16 protein-coding genes are annotated in these 19,840 nt (G+C 71.3%); 5 read left to right on the forward strand and 11 right to left on the reverse strand.

Annotated elements, in window-relative coordinates:
• Positions 1 to 13: 13 nt before the first annotated feature.
• The 9 genes from JSY14_RS08715 to JSY14_RS08755 all read right to left on the reverse strand — a co-directional run bounded on the left by JSY14_RS08715 (position 14) and on the right by JSY14_RS08755 (position 10,521).
• The gene (locus JSY14_RS08715) at positions 14 to 685 is read right to left on the reverse strand and encodes an aminodeoxychorismate/anthranilate synthase component II (RefSeq protein ID WP_259558374.1); all 672 of its coding nucleotides are present in this window, start codon (positions 683 to 685) and stop codon (positions 14 to 16) included.
• On the reverse strand, positions 678 to 2,960 hold the full coding sequence (pknB, locus tag JSY14_RS08720; RefSeq protein WP_285892260.1) for a Stk1 family PASTA domain-containing Ser/Thr kinase: 2,283 nt from the start codon (positions 2,958 to 2,960) through the stop codon (positions 678 to 680). The genes JSY14_RS08715 and pknB overlap by 8 nt, the downstream gene beginning before the upstream one ends.
• A complete protein-coding gene (locus tag JSY14_RS08725) occupies positions 2,957 to 4,321 on the reverse strand; it encodes a serine/threonine-protein kinase (protein WP_259558375.1) in 1,365 nt (454 codons plus the stop codon). The genes pknB and JSY14_RS08725 overlap by 4 nt, the downstream gene beginning before the upstream one ends.
• Positions 4,318 to 5,763, reverse strand: a complete 1,446-nt coding sequence (locus JSY14_RS08730; RefSeq protein WP_259558376.1) for a peptidoglycan D,D-transpeptidase FtsI family protein — start codon at positions 5,761 to 5,763, stop codon at positions 4,318 to 4,320. Before JSY14_RS08730 ends, JSY14_RS08725 begins: the two co-directional genes overlap by 4 nt.
• Positions 5,760 to 7,139 (reverse strand): FtsW/RodA/SpoVE family cell cycle protein, encoded by a 1,380-nt coding sequence (locus JSY14_RS08735; protein ID WP_259558377.1) that lies wholly within the window; start codon positions 7,137 to 7,139, stop codon positions 5,760 to 5,762. The genes JSY14_RS08730 and JSY14_RS08735 overlap by 4 nt, the downstream gene beginning before the upstream one ends.
• Positions 7,139 to 8,431 carry a PP2C family protein-serine/threonine phosphatase gene (locus tag JSY14_RS08740; RefSeq protein ID WP_259558378.1) on the reverse strand — a complete coding sequence of 431 codons (1,293 nt, stop codon included), beginning with the start codon at positions 8,429 to 8,431 and terminating at the stop codon, positions 7,139 to 7,141. The genes JSY14_RS08735 and JSY14_RS08740 overlap by 1 nt, the downstream gene beginning before the upstream one ends.
• A complete protein-coding gene (locus JSY14_RS08745) occupies positions 8,428 to 8,913 on the reverse strand; it encodes an FHA domain-containing protein FhaB/FipA (RefSeq protein WP_259558379.1) in 486 nt (161 codons plus the stop codon). The genes JSY14_RS08740 and JSY14_RS08745 overlap by 4 nt, the downstream gene beginning before the upstream one ends.
• A gap of 6 nt (positions 8,914 to 8,919) precedes the next feature.
• Positions 8,920 to 9,615, reverse strand: a complete 696-nt coding sequence (locus JSY14_RS08750; RefSeq protein WP_259558380.1) for an FHA domain-containing protein — start codon at positions 9,613 to 9,615, stop codon at positions 8,920 to 8,922.
• Between the two features lie 159 nt (positions 9,616 to 9,774).
• Positions 9,775 to 10,521: a L,D-transpeptidase family protein gene (locus JSY14_RS08755; RefSeq protein ID WP_259558382.1), complete on the reverse strand. Its 747-nt coding sequence runs from the start codon at positions 10,519 to 10,521 to the stop codon at positions 9,775 to 9,777.
• A 136-nt stretch (positions 10,522 to 10,657) separates the two neighbouring features.
• Between JSY14_RS08755 and JSY14_RS08760 the strand changes: the two genes are divergently transcribed.
• Positions 10,658 to 11,494, forward strand: a complete 837-nt coding sequence (locus JSY14_RS08760) for a serine hydrolase domain-containing protein (protein ID WP_259558383.1) — start codon at positions 10,658 to 10,660, stop codon at positions 11,492 to 11,494.
• A 124-nt stretch (positions 11,495 to 11,618) separates the two neighbouring features.
• Entirely contained in the window at positions 11,619 to 12,764 is a 1,146-nt protein-coding gene (locus tag JSY14_RS08765; protein ID WP_259558385.1) for an NAD-dependent epimerase/dehydratase family protein, read from the forward strand.
• Positions 12,765 to 12,833: 69 nt separating this feature from the next.
• On the opposite strand, the gene JSY14_RS08770 is transcribed toward JSY14_RS08765, so the two are convergent.
• Positions 12,834 to 13,796 carry an amino acid oxidase gene (locus JSY14_RS08770; RefSeq protein ID WP_259558388.1) on the reverse strand — a complete coding sequence of 321 codons (963 nt, stop codon included), beginning with the start codon at positions 13,794 to 13,796 and terminating at the stop codon, positions 12,834 to 12,836.
• Between the two features lie 249 nt (positions 13,797 to 14,045).
• On the opposite strand from JSY14_RS08770, the gene JSY14_RS08775 reads away from it, so the two are divergent.
• From JSY14_RS08775 to pntB, 3 genes are read left to right on the forward strand one after another with little or no spacing between them, the layout of a single operon-like run.
• The gene (locus tag JSY14_RS08775; protein ID WP_259558389.1) at positions 14,046 to 15,170 is read left to right on the forward strand and encodes a glycosyltransferase; all 1,125 of its coding nucleotides are present in this window, start codon (positions 14,046 to 14,048) and stop codon (positions 15,168 to 15,170) included.
• A gap of 57 nt (positions 15,171 to 15,227) precedes the next feature.
• Positions 15,228 to 16,799, forward strand: coding sequence for a Re/Si-specific NAD(P)(+) transhydrogenase subunit alpha (locus JSY14_RS08780; RefSeq protein ID WP_259558390.1), 1,572 nt, complete (start codon positions 15,228 to 15,230; stop codon positions 16,797 to 16,799).
• A gap of 1 nt (position 16,800) precedes the next feature.
• Entirely contained in the window at positions 16,801 to 18,279 is a 1,479-nt protein-coding gene (pntB, locus tag JSY14_RS08785) for a Re/Si-specific NAD(P)(+) transhydrogenase subunit beta (RefSeq protein ID WP_259558391.1), read from the forward strand.
• A gap of 197 nt (positions 18,280 to 18,476) precedes the next feature.
• Here the strand turns inward: pntB and hemL are convergent, their stop codons facing one another.
• Positions 18,477 to 19,826 carry a glutamate-1-semialdehyde 2,1-aminomutase gene (gene hemL, locus JSY14_RS08790; RefSeq protein ID WP_259558392.1) on the reverse strand — a complete coding sequence of 450 codons (1,350 nt, stop codon included), beginning with the start codon at positions 19,824 to 19,826 and terminating at the stop codon, positions 18,477 to 18,479.
• Positions 19,827 to 19,840 lie beyond the last annotated feature (14 nt).

The raw sequence follows: 19,840 nt of genomic DNA on the forward strand, positions 1-19,840 counted from the left end.
CCGGCTCGGCCTCTCACCGCTGGGCGAGCAGCGGCGCCAGGCCCTCGGCGCGGTCGGCTGCGGGGTAGCCGTCGCACATCTCCAGGAACGCTGCGAGCAACCGGTGGCCGTGCTGGGTGAGCACGGACTCCGGGTGGAACTGCACGCCGTGCAGCGGCAGGGTGCGGTGCTGCAGCCCCATGATCACGCCATCCTCGGTGCGCGCGGTGACCAGCAGCTCCTCGGGGACCGTCTGTGGCACCACCGCCAGGGAGTGGTAGCGGGTGGCGATGAACGGGGAGGGCACCCCCGCGAACACCCCCTGGCCGTCGTGGTGGACCTCGCTGGTGCGGCCGTGCATGAGCTGCGGGGCGTGGGTGACGGTGGCTCCGTACGCCTGCGCGAGCGCCTGATGCCCCAGGCACACCCCGAACATCGGCACCCGGTGCGCGGCGCAGGCCGCGATCACCTCGAGGGACCGGCCGGCGGTGTCGGGATTGCCGGGGCCGGGCGAGACCAGCACCCCGTCGACCCCGGTCAGGTCCACCGTGCCGTCCGGGGCGGTGGGCACGGCGTCATTGCGGACGACGGTGCACACGGCCCCCATCTGCTCGAGGTAGCCGACGATGGTGAACACGAAGCTGTCGTAGTTGTCGATCACCAGCACCCGGGCACCGGTGCCCCCCGCGGCGGCGGACTCAGCCATTCCCGTTGCCGTTCCCGTTGCCGTTCCCGTTGCCATTTCCGTTCCCGTTGCCGTTATCTCTGCCGTTCTCATTGTTCTGCCCGGGCGCCTGGGCCGGCCCGATGCCCTGGGGGCTGGTCTGGTCGGCGGGCGGCTGGCTGCTCGAGGGGCTCTGCGACGGCGAGGGTGACTCGGCCGGTGCACTCGAGGACCCCGACGACTCCTCGGGAGAGGACGGCGGGGGGCTGCTGGGCGACTCCCGCGGCGGCGGCCCGGAGGACACCACGAGTGTCACGGTGGCGCCGGCATCGACCTGCGACCCGGCGGCGGGATCGGTGCGCACGACGAAACCCTCCGCGACCGACTCGGATTGCTCGGTGCGCACCTGCACCCCGAACCCGGCCTCGGAGAGGGCACGGCGGGCCTCCTCCTGCGGGCGGCCGACGACGTTCGGCATGGTCTCCGGGCCGGGTGCCGCAGCCACCACCAGGCGCACGGTGGAGCCCGCGGGCGCGGTCCGGTCACCGCCACCCTGCGGGGTCTGTTCCAGGACGGTTCCGGCGCTCTCGTCGGTCGACTCGCGGGTGGTCTCCTCGACGGTGAAACCCTGCTCCTCGAGGGTGGCGCGAGCCGCGTCGACCTGGGTGCCGACGACGTTCGCGATCGGGACCTCACCGGAGGCCAGCCACACGGTGACCTCCTGGCCCGATTCCACCTGCGCCCCGGCCTGCGGATCGGTGCGGCTGACCCGCCCGGACTCGACACCGGGGGCGTCCTCCTCCCCACCGGAGACCATCACCAGGCCGGCGCTCTCCAGGGCGGTGCGCGCCTCGTCGGCGGTCATCCCGGACACGTCGGGCACGCTGACGGCGGACGGCCCCGACGAGACCGTCACCACGACGGTGGAACCGGGATCGACGGAGGCGCCGGCGGCCGGGGCCGTGGCCGTGACCTCCCCGGCGGGAGCCTGGTCCGAGGGGGCCTGGGTGAAGCGCGGCGCCAACCCCAGGTCCGCGAGCTGAGTGCGGGCCTGCTCCTCGGTGGTGCCGACCAGCTGCGGGACCTGCACGGTCTGCGGGCTCTCACCCTCCCAGGGCCGCCACAGCAGCAGCGCGGTCACCAGCACACCCAGCACCGCTGCGGCCAGCAGCGCCCACAGCCATCCCAGGCTGCGGCGCCGCTTCTCGGGGGACTCCTCGGGGGCCGGGGCGACGGCGACCTGCCCGGTCGGGGCGCCCGCGGCCGGAGCGGTCCCCGCAGCGCCTGCACCGACGGCACCCGCGGCGCCGAGAGCCGCCGCCGCGGGACCGACCGTCGGCAGGGCCTCGGTGCGCTCGTCGTACGGGGAGAGCACCGTGGTGGGGGCGTCCAGCGGGGCGGTCCCCGCGACCATCGACCCCGAGCCGCCACCGGACGCGCCGGTCACCAGGTGGGGGGCATTGCCCGAGATGACGCGGGCGATGTCGCGGGAGAACTCCACCGCGGTGGGGTAACGGTGCGTGGGATCCTTCGCCAGGCCCGTGAGGACCACCTGATCCATGGCCGGGGGGATCGCCGGGTTGAAGGTGGACGGCGGCACCGGCTGCTCGCGCACATGCTGGTACGCGATGGCGACCGAGGAATCACCCTCGAACGGCGGACGGCCGGTGAGCAGCTCGTACATCACGCAGGCGGCTGAGTAGAGGTCGCTGCGGGCGTCGACGATCTGTCCGCGCGCCTGCTCGGGGGAGAGGTACTGCGCGGTGCCCATCACCGCCTGCGTGGCGGTCATCTGGCTGGTGGAATCGGCCACCGCCCGGGCGATGCCGAAGTCCATCACCTTGACCGTCCCCGCGGGGGTGATCATGACGTTGCCCGGCTTGATGTCACGGTGAACGATGCCCTGCCGATGCGAGTAGTCCAGGGCCGACAGCACCCCCGCCATGATCTCCCCGGCGCGGGCCAGCGGCATCGGGTCCTCGGCGGAGATGGAGGACCGCAGGGTCGAACCCTCCACGTACTCCATGACGATGTACGGGATCGTGGTGCGGTTCCCGGCCACGTCGGTGGCGGTCTCCTCCCCGGTGTCGTACACCGCCACGATCGCCGGGTGGTTCAACCCGGCGGCGGACTGCGCCTCGCGACGGAACCGCTCCTGGAAGTTCTCGTCGCGAGCCAGGTCGGCCCGCAGGATCTTCACCGCGACGGTGCGGTTCAGGCGCCGATCGGTCGCGAGGTACACGTCGGCCATGCCGCCGGTGCCGAGGCGGTGGCCCAGCTCATAGCGGTTGGAGAGCATCCTCGGTTCGTCGCTCACAGTGTGTCCGTCCTCGTCGCGGGATCCAGGAGGATCGATGGGCGTGATGTCTCGATGGCGGTGAGGGGGCCGGGGTGGTCGGTGCCGAGGGGGCCGGCTCCCAGGGTGATCACCCCGGTGGCGCTGAGGGCGGCGACCACCAGGGCCGCCAGCAGCAACAGTCCCAGGACCAGGCCGGGCAGGCTCAGGGGCCCCAGTCGCCGACCCGTGGTGGTGCCGTGCACGGTGCGGGTGCTCTCCCGCGACCCGGGGGCCGGCGGGGTCCCGACACGCCGCGGGGCGGGGTTCGCGGAGCTCGCCGACAGGGCGGAGGGAGCACTCGTGGCGGAACGGTGGCGCAGCCCCCGGTGGGTCTGTGCCAGGGGCAGCGGCATCGCCGCGGTGCGGGTTCCCGTCGGGGAGGGCGCCGCCGGGGAGGCCGGGGAGGCCGACGACCAGCGACCGGCTGATCCGCCTGCCGTGTCGGCCGATCCACCGGATCCTCCGGAGGCGGCCGCGACCACGGGGATCGCCCCGGTGGTGAAACGCGGTTCCTCCCCCCGCTGCAGGGCCTCGAGGATCCGCGCCGCGGAGGCGGCCGATCGGGGACGGTTCGCCGGGGCCTTCGCCAGCATCATCATCACCAGGCGGCGCAGCCCGGGGGAGACAGAGGCGGGCAACTCCGGCGGGGGCTCCTTGACCTGCGCCATGGAGATCTCGACCTGGCTGGCGCCGGTGAAGGGGCGGTGCCCGGCGAGCATCTCGTAGGCGACGATCCCCAGGGCGTAGATGTCCGACAGCGAGGTGGCCTGCTTGCCCATCGCCTGCTCCGGCGACAGGTACTGCGCGGTCCCCATCACCAGACCGGTCTTCGTCAGGCGCGCCTGGTCGGTGCTGCGCGCGATACCGAAGTCGGTGATCTTCAGCGCCCAGTCGTTCTCCTCGTCCACCAGCACGTTCTCGGGTTTGACGTCACGGTGCACCACCCCCTTCGCGTGGGCGGCGTCGAGGGCCCGGGCGAGGTCGACGAGCACGCGGAGCACCCGGGGCTCGGGCAGCCCACCGGGGTTCTCCTCGATGATCTCCGACAGGGGCCGGCCCGGGCACAGCTCCATGACGATGAAGGCGCGGCCGTCGATCTCGCCGTAGTCGTAGAGGGCAGCGATGCAGTCATGGCTGAGCGCCGCCGTGTGGCGGGCCTCAGCCCGGAACCGCTTGAGGAAGCCCTCATCCCCGGCGTACTCCTCGCGCAGCACCTTGACGGCGACGTCGCGGTCGAGCTCCCGGTCGCGACCCCTCCACACCTGGCCCATGCCGCCGGTGGCGATGAGGTCGGTGAGTTCGTAGCGGTCCTCCAGGACCGTGCCCTGCTGGGTTCTCATCGGCCGACCACCGCCTCCATCACGTCCTGGGCGATCGGCGCCGCGACCTGCGAGCCGTATCCGCCTTCCTCCACCACGACGGCCACGGCGACGGAGCGCTCATCGGTGCGGGCGTACCCCACGAACCAAGAGTGCGGCGCCCGGCCCTCGGCCCATTCGGCGGTGCCGGTCTTGCCCCCCACCTCGACGCCGTCGATCGCGGCACCGTTTCCGGTGCCGTCGGTGACGACGCCGGTCATCATCTCCCGCATCTGGCGGGCGTTCGCGGCCGTCAGCGGGCGCCCGATCTCCTGCGGCGTGAGCTCCGAGACGGTGGTGAGATCCGCGGCCCGCACGCGCTGCACTAGCTGCGGCTGCACCAGGACCCCATCGTTCGCCACGGCCCCGGCGACCATCGCCATCTGCAGCGGGGTCACGCGGTCCTCGTACTGCCCGATGGCGGTCGACGCCAGCTGCGCACCGTCCAGATCGCTGCCGATCCGCGACGGCGTCACGCTCAGCGGGATCCGCAGACGCTCCCCGAAGCCGAACTCCTGCACGGTGGAGGCCAGCTGGTCCTCCCCGAGCTCCCCGGCGAGCATCGCGAACGTGGTGTTGCACGACTGCTCCAGGGCCGACTGCAGAGTCGAGGAGTCGTTCGGCCCACAGGGCTCCTGACCCCCGGAGGCGTGGTTGTTCATGACGCTGCGGGACTGCGGCAGACGGTACGTGCCGGGGCCCGGCAGCATGGAGTCCTTCGTGTAGCGGCCGGTCTCGAGCGCCGACGCCGCCACCAGCAGCTTGAAGGTGGAGCCCGGCGGATACAGATCCCCGGCGATCGCTCGGTTGCTGAGGGGGCGGCCGCGGTCCTCGTTCAGCTCGCTCCATGCCTCCCGCACCTCTCGGCCGCTGTGGGAGGCCATGCGGTTCGGGTCGTAGGAGGGGGCGGAGACCATCGCCAGCACCGCCCCGGTACGCGGGTCGAGCGCGACGACGGCGCCGCGGCGGCCCTTCAGCGCCTCCCAGGCCGCCTCCTGCGCCCGCGGATCCAGCGTGAGGTCCACGGTGGCGCCCTGCGAGGTCCGACCGGAGACCACGTCGGTCAGGCGGGTGAGGAACAGGGAATCCGAATCGCCCGACAGCTCCGCGTCGAGCGAGCGCTCCAGACCGGTGGACCCGTACACCACCGACTGGTGGCCGGTGACCGGCGCGTACATCATCCCGGGATCGTAGGAGCGCTGCTGACCGTAGATGTCGTCAGTGGGGCTCGACGAGGCGATCGGGGTGCCGTCGACGACGAGCGACCCCCGGGGACGCCCGAAGTCGTCGTAGATGGCGCGGGCGTTGCGGGAGTCGTTGTCGAGACGGCTCTGCTGCACCACCTGGATGGCGGTGGTGGAGCCGAACAACAGCAGGAACAGCATCGTCACGACCAGGGCGACATGGCGCAGGGGCTGGTTCATGCCGGCACCCCCTCGGCACGTCGCGGGGCCTCCACGGGGCGGCGGGTCGGGGTGGGGCGGCGGGCGGCGTCGGACAACCGCACCAGCAGCCCGATGATGATCCAGTTGCACACCAGGGAACTGCCGCCCGCGGCGAGGAACGGCAGCACCAAGCCGGTCAGGGGGATCACCCGGGTGACACCGCCGACGACGACGAACACCTGCAGCGCGAGGATGAACCCGAGACCACCGGCGAGCAGGGTGCCGAATCCGTCGGCGATGCCCATGGCCGCGCGCAGCGCCCGTTCCACCAGCACCAGGTACAGCATCAGCACGGCGAAGACGCCCACCATGCCGAGTTCCTCCGCCAGCGAGCTGTAGATGAAGTCGGAGTGGCCGTAGGGGACCACGTTCAGCCGCGCCTGCCCGGGCCCGGTGCCGAACAGGCCCCCGTTGGCCATGCCGAACAGGCCCTGGTTGATCTGGTAGCAGCGGTCGTAGTTCTCCCCGGACAGCGGATCCAGCCAGCACGCCAGGCGGGTGCGCACGCGCGTCACCTGCGTCACCGCCAGCAGCGCCGGCGGGATGAACATGACGGCGCCGATCACCAGCCAGGAGAGGCGGTCGGTGGCGACGTAGAGCATCACCACGAACAGACCGAAGAACAGCAGGGAGGTCCCCAGGTCCGTCTCGAACACCAGCACCGCCATGCCGAACGCCCAGGCCACCACGATCGGTCCGAAGTCCGACCAGCGCGGCAGATGCACGCCCAGCACCTTCGGGCCGGCCAGCGCCAGGGTGTCGCGACGGCTCACCAGGTACCCGGCGAAGAACACGGCGAAGCAGATCTTCGCGAGCTCGGCGGGCTGGAAACTGAACCCGGCCACGGAGATCCAGATACGGGAGCCGTTGATGGACCGCCCCACCACCGGCAGCAGCGGCAACAGCAGCAGCATCGCGCCCAGCAGCGCCGACACCCACGTGTACCGGCGCAGCACACGATGGTCCCGCAGCAGCGCGACCACGGCCGCGGCGAGGATCATCCCGATGCCGGCCCACAGCGCCTGGCGGCCCGCGTACGCGGCCTCCCGGGAGGTGAACAGGTCCACCGCGCCGTCGTAGCTGGCGATGGTGGCGATCCCCAGCAGGTTCAGCAGCACGGCGATCGGCACGATCAGCGGGTCCGCGAACGGGGCGCGCCACTGTGTCACGGCATAGACCAGGGCGGCGGTGACAGCGGCACCGATGCCGACGACGGGGAGGTCGGCGGGCACCTGGTCGTAGCGCCCCAGCCCCTGCAGGACGTAGGCCAGCAGGCCGATGGCGAGGGCGGCCAGCAGCAGCACCCCGCCGAGGATTCGGCGGGGGCGCGCGGTGTAGGACACGATCGTCGCCATCAGCCGGCGCCTCCGGCGTCGCTCGCGCCTCCGGCGTCACTGGCGCCTCCGGTGGCCCCGAGCCCGGCCGCCCGCCCGGCGGCGGCCTCCTCGGCGAGCCGGTCGACGATCAGGTCGGCATCCTCCCGGGAGCCCGCAGCGATGGTGGCCTCCACCTGTCCACGGGTGACGGGGGAGAGGTCCGCGAGCCGCACCCGGGTGGTCTCCACCGGCTGCGACAGGTCGACGGGGCCGATGTCCTGCGGCACCCCCTGGTAGAGCACCACATTGGTGCCGTCCTCGCCCACGTAGTACTGGGTCTGGATCCAGGCGTAACCCGCCCACAACCCTCCGGCCAGCAGCGTCAGCACCAGGCCGATCGCCACGATCGCCGGCCACAGACTCCGCCGCGGCGGTTCCTCCTCCCGGAAGTCGTCGTCCTCGTAGGGCACCGTCGGTTCCGGGCGCGTCAGTGCCGCCGCCTTCGCGGCGGGACCGGTGGCGCTGGTCGGCTGGTTCCGGGTGCGGGCCGCCGCCCCGACGATCTCCGGAGAGCTGCTCGGCGGCTGAGCTCCTCGGGGCAGGTGGTCGAGATCCACCACATCGGCGACGATGCAGGTGATGTTGTCGCTGCCACCGCCCTTGAGAGCCAACTGCACCAGGGCATCGGCGCAGTCACCGACGTCCTCGGTGTCTGCCAGCACCGAGTCGATGGTGGACAGGGACACCAGCCCCGAGAGGCCGTCGGAGCACAGCAGCCAGCGGTCCCCCGGCCGGGCGGGCCGCAGGGAGAGATCGAGCTCGGGTTCGGCGTCGACGTCCCCCAGCACGCGCATCAGCACACTGCGCTGCGGGTGCCGCTCGGCCTCCTCGGGGGTGAGGCGCCCCTCGTCCATAAGACGCTGCACGAAGGTGTGATCCTTCGTGACCTGCGTGGTGCGGCCGTCGCGCCGCAGGTACGCGCGGGAGTCACCGATGTGCGCCAGGGCGAACTTCCCCTCGGCGCGCAGCAGCGCCGTCACGGTGGTGCCCAGTCCCGCCAGCAGCGGTTCCTCCCGGGCGCGGCGCAGGATCGCCTGATTGGCGTCGAGGATCGAGGACTCCAACGACGCGACGATGTCGCTGGCGGGGGTCTCACTGTCCAGGCGGGCCAGGTGGGCGATCGCCAGCGACGAGGCGACGTCGCCTCCGGAGTGACCGCCCATGCCGTCCGCGACCACTAGGAGGTGGCTGCCGGCGTAGGCGGAGTCCTGGTTGTTGGAACGGACCAGGCCGATGTCGGAGCGGGCGGCGTAGCGCAGGGCGTAGGTCATCGCGGTCCCCGCCTCAGCTCGATCTCGGTGCGGCCGATGCGCACCTGCGCCCCCGGTTTGAACGGCACCGCCCCCTCGATCCGGCGCCCGGAGACCATCGTGCCGTTGGTGGAACCGAGGTCCTCGACGTACCAGTCCTCCCCCTGCCGGTACACGCGCGCGTGACGGTTGGAGGCGTAGTCGTCATCGAGCACCAGCGTGCATTCCGGAGCGCGACCGATCAGCACCGGGGTGGATCCGAGGGTGAGGGTGGTGCCGCGCAGCGGGCCGGCCGTGACCACCAGTGCCGTCGCGATCGGCGCGGGCGGGGCGGGAGCGGTGCCGGCCGGGCGCTGCTCGCGGCGCGGATCGGGCCGCGAGGCTCGGGTGACGACCGTGGTGCCAAACAGGTCACTGCGCAGCACCAGCAGGGCGGCGATCACGAACAGCCACAGGCCGACCACGAAGCCAAGCCGCAGGATGATGAGGGTGAGCTCGCTCATCGGGCCTCAGAGGTCCGGGGTCGCGGGCAGGGTCACGGTCAGGCGCGTGCGGCCGATCCGCAGCACGGAGCCGTCGCGCACCACCGCGGGGGTGTGGATGCGTTCGCCGTCGACCCAGGTGCCGTTGGTGGAGCCGAGGTCGGTGGCGACCATGGTGCCGTCACCGGCGGTGCGCAGCTCGACGTGGTGCCGGGAGACGCCGGTGTCGTCGAGGATGATGTCGGCGTCCCCGCCGCGGCCCAGCACCGTGACCTCGCCGGTGAGCAGGTACTGCTGGCCGTCGATCTCGACGATCGGGTGACCGACGCTGCCGCCGGTGGCGGGGGCGGCGCTGCCGCGCTCGGTGCGCGACTCGGTCTCGAAGCGACCGGCGCGCACCTCGTCGTCGCGCTCGATGGTGACGCTGACGGGACCGGCGAGCAGGTAGCTGTTGTGCTCGGCGTGCTCGACCAGGGCCCGCTCCAGTTCCTCGACCAGGGTGTCCTGCCAGGAGGCGAAGCGCTCCAGATCGGCGCCATGGAGGTACACCACGTAGGTGTTGGGTGCGAGGGTGCGGTCGCGGTCGAGGACCTGGATCTGGTCGTCGCACTCACGGCGCAGGCCCTGGGCGAGGTCCAGCGGTTTGAGCTGGCCCCGGCCGGGGGAGAACACGCTCGTCACGCCGCGGTCGAGGCCGCGCTCGAGCCGGTCGAGGATTCCCACGGTCTGCCTCCGGTGTCGCTGGGGGTCGACGCGGCCCGGGTGGGCGGACGCGTCACCGGTCCAATCTACCGCGACCCCTCCGCCGTACCCCGGGTGGGGCGGCGAAGGGGTCGCGGGAGTGCTGTGCAGGAGTCGTGAACGCCGTGGGTGGTCGACCGGTCAGTACACCAGCACGCGACGGCCGCTGACGAACCAGTTCAGACGCCACAGGTGGTCGGAGGCCGCCGTCGAGATCCGCGCGCACCCGTGCGAGGCGGGGTACGTCGGGATCGAGCTCGAACCGTGCACGGCCCAGCCCCGGTCGTAGTACGCCGGGCGGTACATCCTGCCGAGGGCAGCGGTGACCCAGCCCTGCTGGAAGCGGAACATGCGGAAGTCGCCGGACGGGGTGGTGGCCGTCTTCCAGCGGCCACCGCTGTAGTACCGCTCGCCGCTGCCGGTGGAGGTGTTCAGGATCCAGCCGAGGCGCCCCTGGGAGGTGCAGATCAGCAGCTGGCGGGACTTGTCGATCTCGATGCCGGTGCCGGAGGTGATGCGCCGCGCGGGAACGATGCCGCGGTCGAGGACGGCCCAGGTCTTCGGGCCGACGACGCCGTCGCGGCCGAGACCGGCCGCCTTCTGCAGCGCCCAGACGGCCTGCTGGGTGAGATGGCCGAAGGTGCCGTCGGGGGTGCCGCACCAGAACCGCAGGGCGTTCAGGCGCTTCTGCAGGGTCGTGACGGCGGTGCCCTTCATGCCGCGCTTGAGGGTGGGGCCACCGGCGAGCACCGGCACCGTCGCCCCGGAGGTCAGGGCGGCGCCGAGAACCAGGCCGCCGACGCCCAGGGCGCGACGGCTGAGCAGGGGCTGCTCGGTGGTGCCGTCGGCGGTCGGGCCGGTGACCGGCAGCAGCGGAACGGGCGTCATGACGGATCTCCCCCTCGGAGGTCGTGATGTCGGGACGACGCGCCCGGTACCCGTGATTGGTAGGGGCGTGGCAAGATCATTACCTGTTCTTGGGGGAAGTGCAAGGACCTCCCCCGGTGCGTGCGATCGTACGGGGGTGGACACTGCCGACACCTCTCAGCTGACCTGTGCCGTTCCTCTCGTGGGCCATGCCCTCGGCGTCACCGACGCCGACGGCACCCTCCACCTGGAGGGTCCCGTCGAGCAGGTCTTCCCCCTGGCCAGCGTCAGCAAACCGATCGCCGCCCTCGGGGTGCTGCGTGCCGTCGCCCTGGAGCAGCTGAGTCTGGAGGACCCCGCGGGTCCGGAGGGATGCACGGTGCGGCATCTGCTCGCGCATGCGGCGGGCCTGGCCTTCGATGCCCCGACCGTGCTGGCCGCCCCCGGGGCGCGCCGCATGTATTCCAATGCGGGCTTCGAGATCCTCGGCCGACACCTGGAGGAGTCCACCGGATACGAACCGGGGGAGTGGGTCCATGACCAGGTGGCCGAGCCCCTGGGCCTCACCCGCCTGGACCCCTCCGGCTCCCCGGCGAAGGACTACCGTGCGAGCGTCGAGGACCTCCTCGCCCTCGGCCGCGAGATGCTCCGCCCGACGCTCCTGCCGGCGGACCTGTGGGCGGAGGCGACCACGGTGCAGTTCCCCGGTATCCCGGGGCTGCTGCCCGGTTTCGGTCGGCAGGAGGACAACACCTGGGGGCTCGGTGTGGAGATCCGGGGCCGCAAGGCGCCGCACTGGACCGGCAGCGCCAGCTCCCCCCAGACCTTCGGGCACTTCGGGCAGTCAGGATCGTTCCTGTGGGTGGATCCGCAGCGGGGGCTCGCCGCCGCGTACCTGGGGCCGGAGCCCTTCGGCCCGCAGCATGCCGAGCTGTGGCCGCGCGTGACCGACGAGATCCTGGAGCGTTTCGGCACCGCGGCCAGCACCTCCTGACGGGCGCTGTTCCCCTGCTGTTCACCGGCTGGTCCGCGGGGTTCTGCGCGCACGGCCGCAACGGACTAGGTTTAGCAGGACACCCTGTCCTGCCCTCGTCCTGACCTCCTGGAGGAACCCGACCATGAAGATCGTCGTCGCCGGCGGAGACGGATTCTGCGGCTGGCCCACCGCGCTCTACCTCTCGCAGAAGGGCCATGAGGTGACGATCGTCGACAACCTCGTGCGGCGCGAGATCGATGAGGAGCTCGGGTCCAACTCGATGACCCCGATCCTCCCGCTGGAGGAGCGCGTGGCCGCGTGGAAGGAGGTCTCCGGGAAGACCATCGACGTCGTGATCGGTGATCTCACCGACTACGAGGTCGCGGCGGACCTGTTCCGCGCGCAGCCCGATGCCTTCGTGCACTTCGCCGAGCATCGCTCCGCCCCGTACTCGATGATCGACCGCGAGCACGCGATCGAGAACCACCGCAACAACGTCGAGGGCACCCTCAACGTCCTGTTCGCGATGAAGGAGTTCGCCCCCGACTGCCACCTGGTCAAGCTCGGCACCATGGGCGAGTACGGCCAGCCGAACATCGACATCGAGGAGGGCTGGATCGAGATCGAGCACAAGGGGCGCAAGGACCGCCTGCCGTTCCCGAAGCAGCCCGGCTCGTTCTACCACCTGACCAAGGTGCACGACAGCGACAACATCATGTTCGCCTGCCGCATCTGGGGCATCCGCGCCACCGATCTCAACCAGGGTGTGGTGTACGGCCTGGAGACCGAGGAGACCCGCCTCGATCCGCGCCTGGTGAACCGCTTCGACTACGACGCCGTGTTCGGCACTGCCCTGAACCGCTTCCTGATCCAGGCGGCCATCGGTCACGACCTGACGGTGTACGGCAACGGCTCGCAGACCCGCGGCTACCTGAACATCCAGGACACCGTGCGCTGCATCGAGATCGCCTGCGAGAACCCGGCCGACCGTGGCGAGTTCCGCGTGTTCAACCAGTTCACCGAGCAGTTCTCCGTGGAGCAGCTGGCGCAGAAGGTCGCGAAGGTCGCCACCGACCTCGGCCTGGACGTCTCGATCGACCACATCGAGAATCCGCGCGTGGAGAAGTACGACCACTACTACCACGCCGTCAACACCAACCTGCTGGACCTCGGTCTGGAGCCGCACCTGCTGACCGACGAGCACCTGGCGGAGATCCTGAAGGTCGCCCAGGCGAACACCGATCGCGTGAAGCGCGAGCTGGTGATGCCGACGGTCACCTGGAAGTGACCCGCTGACGACGAAGCGCCCCCGGCCGATCGGCCGGGGGCGCTGTCGTGTGGTGACGACGTGGGGGCCTCAGCAGGCCTTGTTGTACACCGTCGAGGTCGTGATGAGCTGATTGGTCAGCGTGGTGCTGGAGGCCATCCCGGCGGGCTGACCGGTGTAGCTGATGGTCGCCGACTGGACGTAGCTGGTGAGCGAGAAGGAGGTCCAGCCGTAGCTCGGGCTCACCTGGATGGTGGCCGGCATGATCTCCGTCTGCCCGTAGTAGATCGTGCCGCTCTGGATAACCTTTGAAGCGGTCTGGGTCGCCGTTGTCTTGTAGGTGATGGTGCCGGTGACCCTCACCGAGCCGTCGGCCAGCGTGGTGATGGTCGGGGCCGTGATCGACCAGGAGCCAGCAAGGGTTTGAAACGCCAGGTGTGTAGCGGTCGTGCGATTGACGGTAGTTCGGGTGCTGCTGAGGGCCTTGTTCCACAACTGCCCAGCGATGCGGATGTTCTGCGCCGTCCACATGGCGTTCGGGCCGGCCGGGATGATCACCTCGACCTCGGTGATGAACGTGGCGCCGGGCTGCAGCGTCGCGGTCGACCCCGCGACATAGCCGGTCCCCGTGTACGCAGACGTGGTCGGCACGGACCACCAGAAGCCGGAGGAGGTCGCATAGGCGCCGTTCGCGCCGGAGGCCGAGTTCGTCACCGGCGTGAACGACCCCTCACCATTCCGGAAGAGGCCCGAGTTCGTGTAGCACTGCGAGGCGTCATTCCAGTTGATGTCGCTGTCGGGGTTGTTCCCGGCCTTCACGGCGGAGAAGTAGGCGGTGGGGGAGGTGGGGTGGATGGTGCCGGTGTTGTCGGTGCCGTTGTACCCCACGGTGCCACCGTTCATGCCGGTGGTGACGAACAGGCCGTACTCCGCCCCGGCCTTCACCTGAGAGGCCGCCAGGGCGGGGGTGGCGATCGCCACGGCCGCGGTCGGCGCGGTCCACGACACACCGCGCAGAAGGGCGCGGCGGCTGGGCTGGGTGGCGTTCGGCATGGGATCCTCCAGGGAGTCTTCATAAATCTGGCGTCCCACGCGTCGCGGGACGAATCGGTCGACTCGGTCCATCCGAGCATTTTTCAGCGGTGTGTCACACCTGAGGGTCGAGTGATGCAGGTCATATCCACGACCGCCGGGTCGCCCGCGCGCCGTCTCCCCGTGCTGTCGGGCGCCGCCGGTCCCGCACGCAGACCGGGGACGACATAGGGTGGCGACGGCCCTGAGGCCCCCACGAAAGGACCGCCCGTGCGCATCGCCCTCGTCACCGAGACCTTCGTCCCCTCCGTCGACGGGGTGGTGACGCGCCTGCGGCACGCCGTCGAACGCTTCGTGGACCTCGGCCACGAGGTGATGGTGGTGGCGCCGGATCTCGGCGTGTACGAGCACCACGGGGCGCGGATCGTCGGCGTCCGCCCTGTCACGCTGCCGTTCTACAAGCACCGGCGCTTCACCCTGCCGAGCCCCACGGTCGACGGCATCATCCGCGGCTTCCACCCGGACGTGGTGCATGCCGCCCAGCCGATCCTGCTGGCCAGCTCGGGGGCCTACGCCGCGCACCGGCAGGGCATCCCGCTGGTCGCCAGCTACCACACCCACCTGCCGCGGTACATGGACCTGTACCGCGGATGGACCTGGGGCAAGCCCGCCGTGTGGTGGCAGATCAAGCGCAACCACGCCCTGGCCGATCTCAATCTCGCCACCTCCGAGGCCATGAAGCAGGAGCTCGAGTCCCACGGCATCCCACGTCTGCACGTGCTGCGGCGGGGCGTGGACACCGAGGCCCACCACCCGCGTTTCGCCTCCGCGCAGATGCGTGAGCGCCTCACCCAGGGGCAGCCGCAGCGGAAACTGCTGGTGTTCGTCGGGCGCCTGGCGAAGGAGAAGGAGATCCACCGTCTGCGCTCCATGATGGATCGACGGGACGACGTGGCGCTCGCGATCGTCGGCGACGGCCCGTACCGGCGGGAGCTCGTGGAGCTGTTCGCCGGCACCCACACCCTGTTCCCCGGCTTCCTGGAGGGGGAGGAGCTCGCCAGTGCCTTCGCCTCCGCCGACGCCTTCGTCTTCCCCTCCGTCACGGAGACCCTCGGCCTGGTGATCCTCGAGGGCATGGCCTCCGGCCTGCCGGTGGTCGCCGCCCGCTCCGGCCCCACCCTCGAGCAGGTGACCGACGGGGTGAACGGCCTGCTGTTCGACCACGACGACGAGGCCTCCCTCGATGCGGCGCTGAACCGCCTCGGCGATCCCGAGCTGCGCCGCAGCATCCGCGAGAACGCCCGCGCCGAGGCGGAGAAGTACTCCTGGGACAACGCCTCCGACGACCTGCTGCGCTACTACGAGATGGCGATCGAGAGGCATCGCCGCCCCTGACCTGCACCGGGGCCGAAGGTCCCGGGACCCCAGTCCCGGTGGTGCTGGGATCGGGGTATGCAGATCGCGATCGGCCGTGAGGCCGCCCCCGAGGAGCGTCGCGCCGCTGCGACGCCCGCCACCGTGACGGCGCTGCTGACCCTGGGCTATGACGTCCTGGTGGAGTCCGGAGCCGGGGAACGCGCCGCCTTCCCGGATTCCGCCTACCGCGACGCCGGCGCACGCATCACCGACGATGAGCGCGAGGTCTGGGGCAGCGACATCGTCCTGGGTGTCAATGAACCCACCCGCGAGCAGGTCTCCTGGATGCGCCAGGGCGCCGTGCTCGCCACCTTCCTCCATCCCGCGCAGTATCCGCAGCTGGTGGAGGCGCTCCGGGCGCAGGGCGTCACCGCCCTCGCCATGGACATGGTGCCGCGCATCTCCCGCGCCCAGTCCCTGGACGCCCTCAGCTCTATGGCCAACATCTCCGGCTATCGCGCCGTGGTGGAGGCCGCCTCCCGCTTCGGCCGCTTCTTCGCCGGTCAGGTGACCGCCGCCGGCAAGGTGCCGCCCGCCACCGTGTTCGTCATCGGCACGGGTGTCGCCGGGTTGGCGGCGATCGGTGCCGCCAACGGGCTGGGCGCCCAGGTGAAGGCCACCGACGTGCGGCCCGAGACCGCCGAGCAGGTGCGCTCCATGGGCGCCGAGTTCGTGGCGATCCGCGGCGCCGAACAGCAGGTGTCCTCCGACGGCTACGCCAAGGAGGCCAGCGCCGACCAGGCCGCCCGCGCCGCGGAACTGTACGCCGAGCAGACCGCCCTGGCCGACATCGTCATCACCACCGCCTCGATCCCCGGCAGACCGTCCCCACGGTTGCTGACGGCCGAGATGGTCGCGGCGATGAAACCCGGCAGCGTGATCGTGGACCTCGCCGCCCTCGGTGGCGGCAACTGCGAGCTGACCCGCCCCGGGGAGACCGTCACCACCGACAACGGGGTGACGATCATCGGCTGGACCGACATGCCCTCGCGTTTGCCGGGGCAGTCCTCCCAGCTGTACGGCACGAACCTCGTGAACCTTCTGAAGCTGCTGACGCCCGGCAAGGACGGGCAGCTGGTGCTGGATCTCGAGGACGTCGTGCAGCGCACCATGTGTGTCGCCCACGCCGGGGAGGTGCTGTTCCCGCCGCCGCCGGTGCAGGTCGCCGCGACTCCTGCTCCCGCCGGGGGGGCTGCCGGGGCCGCCGGGTCGGGCTCGACCGCGGCGCCCGCGGCGGAGGCCGCCCCCGCGAAGGCCCCGCGACCGTGGCAGCTCACCTACGCCGCCGTGGTCGCCTGCGGGCTCGCGTTCATCCTGCTGTCGCTGGTCACCCCGGCCGCGTTCCTCGGGCACTTCTGGGTGTTCGCCCTCGCCGTGATCGTCGGGTACTACGTGGTGTGGCGCGTCAGCCACGCCCTGCACACCCCGCTCATGAGCGTCACCAACGCCGTGAGCGGCATCATCATCGTCGGCGCGATCCTCCAGATCACGAGCGACAACCTGCTGGTCAAAGCACTGGCCTTCCTGGCGATGCTGATCGCGACGATCAACATCGTCGGCGGCTTCGCCGTCACCCAGCGCATGCTCACCATGTTCAGGAGGGGCTGAGATGGACCCGCTGATGCTCGCCGGGGCGCTCAACGCCTCGTACCTCGTCGCCGCCGTGCTGTTCGTGCTGGCGCTGGCGGGGCTGTCCACCCACGAGACCTCGAAGATGGGCAACGCCTTCGGGGTCACCGGCATGGCGATCGCCCTGGTCGCCGCGCTGGTCCAGTCCTTCGTCTACGCCCCCGACCGCTCCGCCGGGAACCTCACGCTGTCGGCCGCCCTGGTGGTGGTCGCCATGCTGATCGGAGGCGCCATCGGCCTGTGGCGGGCGCTGAAGGTCGAGATGACCGGGATGCCGGAGCTGGTGGCGCTGCTGCACTCCTTCGTCGGTGCGGCCGCGGTGCTCGTCGGCTTCGGTTCGTTCATCGAATCGGTGCCCGCGCAGCTCGCCACCGGTCCCGATCGCATCCACCTGGTCGAGGTGTTCCTCGGGGTGCTCATCGGTGCGGTCACCTTCACCGGTTCCCTCGTCGCCTTCGGCAAGCTCAACGGCAGGCTGCCCAGCAAGCCGCTGACTCTGCCCGGCCGCAACTGGCTGAACCTCGGGGCGCTGCTGGTGGCTCTGCTGCTCGGCGTGGTCTTCACCGTCGTCCCGGTGGTGTGGTTGCAGGCGCTGTGCCTGGTGCTGATCACCCTCATCGCGCTGGCGCTCGGCATCCACCTGGTGGCCGCGATCGGCGGCGCCGACATGCCCGTGGTCGTGTCGATGCTGAACTCGTACTCCGGGTGGGCGGCGGCCGCCGCCGGCTTCATGCTCGGCATCGACGTTCTGATCGTGACGGGCGCGCTGGTCGGCGCCTCCGGCGCGATCCTCTCCTACATCATGTGCAAGGCCATGAACCGGTCCTTCGTCTCCGTGATCCTCGGCGGTTTCGGGGCGGAGTCCTCCTCGGGCTCCGAGCAGGTGGACGGGCAGATCCACGAGGCGACGGCGGTGCAGGTGGCGCAGGAGCTCGCCGCGGCCCGCAGTGTCATCATCGTGCCCGGCTACGGCATGGCGGTGGCGCAGGCCCAGTACCCCGTCGCCCAGCTGACGGAGCGTCTGCGAGCCCGCGGCACCGAGGTGCGCTTCGGCATCCACCCGGTGGCGGGCCGCCTGCCCGGGCACATGAACGTGCTGCTGGCGGAGGCCAAGGTGCCGTACGACATCGTGCTGGAGATGGACGAGATCAACGACGACTTCGCCGACACCGACGTGGTCCTCGTGATCGGGGCGAACGACACCGTGAACCCCGCCGCCACCGAGCCCGGCTCGCCGATCGCGGGCATGCCGGTGCTGCGCGTGTGGGAGGCCCGCCGCACGGTGGTGTTCAAGCGCTCCATGGGTGCCGGATACGCCGGGGTGCAGAACCCGCTGTTCTTCCACGAGAACACCGAGATGCTGTTCGGCGACGCCAAGGCCTCCGTCGAGGCCCTGCTGTCCGGTCTCGACGAGGCCACCGGCGGCGCTCAGGCCGCCCCGGCTCTCGCGACCGCCTGACGGCGCCCGGGCCACTCCGCGCAGTGGCACCTGGTCAACCCCGCGCAGTGGCGCGAGCGTGGAGGATTTCGTGGGGAATCGCAGTCCGATTCCCCACGAAATCCTCCACGCTCTGGTGTGACGCGTGCCAGGTGCGACCCGTGTCAGGTGCGACCCGTGCCAGGTGCGACGCGTGGAGGGTCCGCCCCGATCCTCGCTCAGCCCTGCGCGGCGGCGGCCCGGGCCGCCGCCGGCAGGGCTTCGCCGATCCGGTCCAGCACCGCGTCGTCGTGGGCGGTGGAGAGGAACCACGCCTCGAAGGCCGACGGCGGCAGGTACACCCCGGCGTCGAGCAGGCTGTGGAAGAACCGTGAGAAGGCGGCGGTGTCCTGATCCTTCGCGTCCTCGTACGTCACCACCGGCCGGTCGCGGAAGAACACCGAGAACAGGGTGCCGGTGCGCTGGATGACGTGGGGCACTCCCGCGGCGGTCAGCGCCTCGCCGACCATGCCGGTGAGGACGTCGGCCGCGCGGTTCAGCTGCACGTAGGCGGCGTCGTCGAGCCCGGCGAGGGTGGCCAGACCCGCAGCGGTCGCCAGCGGGTTCCCCGAGAGCGTGCCCGCCTGGTACACGGGACCGGCCGGTGCCAGCAGGGCCATGACGTCGGCGCGGCCGCCGAAGGCGCCGACCGGCAGACCCCCGCCGATCACCTTGCCGAAGGTCAGCAGATCCGGGGCCCACTCCTCGCTGCCGTCGAGCCCGTAGTGGCCCTCCCGGGAGGCGCGGAAGCCCGTGAGCACCTCATCGGAGATCAGCAGGGCGCCGGCGGCATGCGCGGTCTCGGCGAGTAGCTGGTTGAAGCCGATCTCGCGGCCGTCCTCGGTGAGGACGGTCGGCGGCGCCACCACCCCCATGTTCGCGGGGGCCGCCTCGGTGATGATCGCGGCGATCTCCCCGCCGCGGGTCGCCATCAGGGTGCGCAGGGCATCGACGTCGCCGTACGGCAGCACCACGGTGTCCTTCGCGGCGGCGGCGGTCACGCCCGCGCTGCCGGGCATGCCGAAGGTCGCGACGCCGCTGCCGGCCTCCGCCAGCAGGGCGTCGGCGTGGCCGTGGTAGCAACCGGCAAACTTCACGATCACATCGCGCCCGGTGAACGCCCGGGCCAGACGCAGCGCGCTCATGGTCGCCTCGGTGCCGGAGTTGACCAGCCGCAGCGACTCCACCGGCCGGATACGGTCGATGACGGCCTCGGCCAGGTTCACCTCCCCGGCCTGTGGCGCCCCGAAGGACAGGCCGCGGCCGGCGGCCTCCCGCACCGCCTCCACCACGGCGTCATGCGCGTGCCCGAGGATCATCGGCCCCCAGGAGCCGACCAGGTCGACGTACTCGCGGCCGTCGACGTCCTGCAGCAGCGCACCCCGGGCCGAGGCCAGGAACGGCGGGGTGCCGCCGACGGATCCGAAGGCACGCACCGGCGAGTTCACCCCGGAGGGGATGACGCGGCGGGCGCGGGCGAACAGCTCCTCGGATAGGCCTCCGGGCGTGGGGGTGGCGTACTGCGGCATGGGAATCTCCTCGG

It is taken from the genome of Brachybacterium sillae (genome assembly GCF_025028335.1).
GTDB classification, from domain to species: Bacteria; Actinomycetota; Actinomycetes; order Actinomycetales; family Dermabacteraceae; genus Brachybacterium; species Brachybacterium sillae.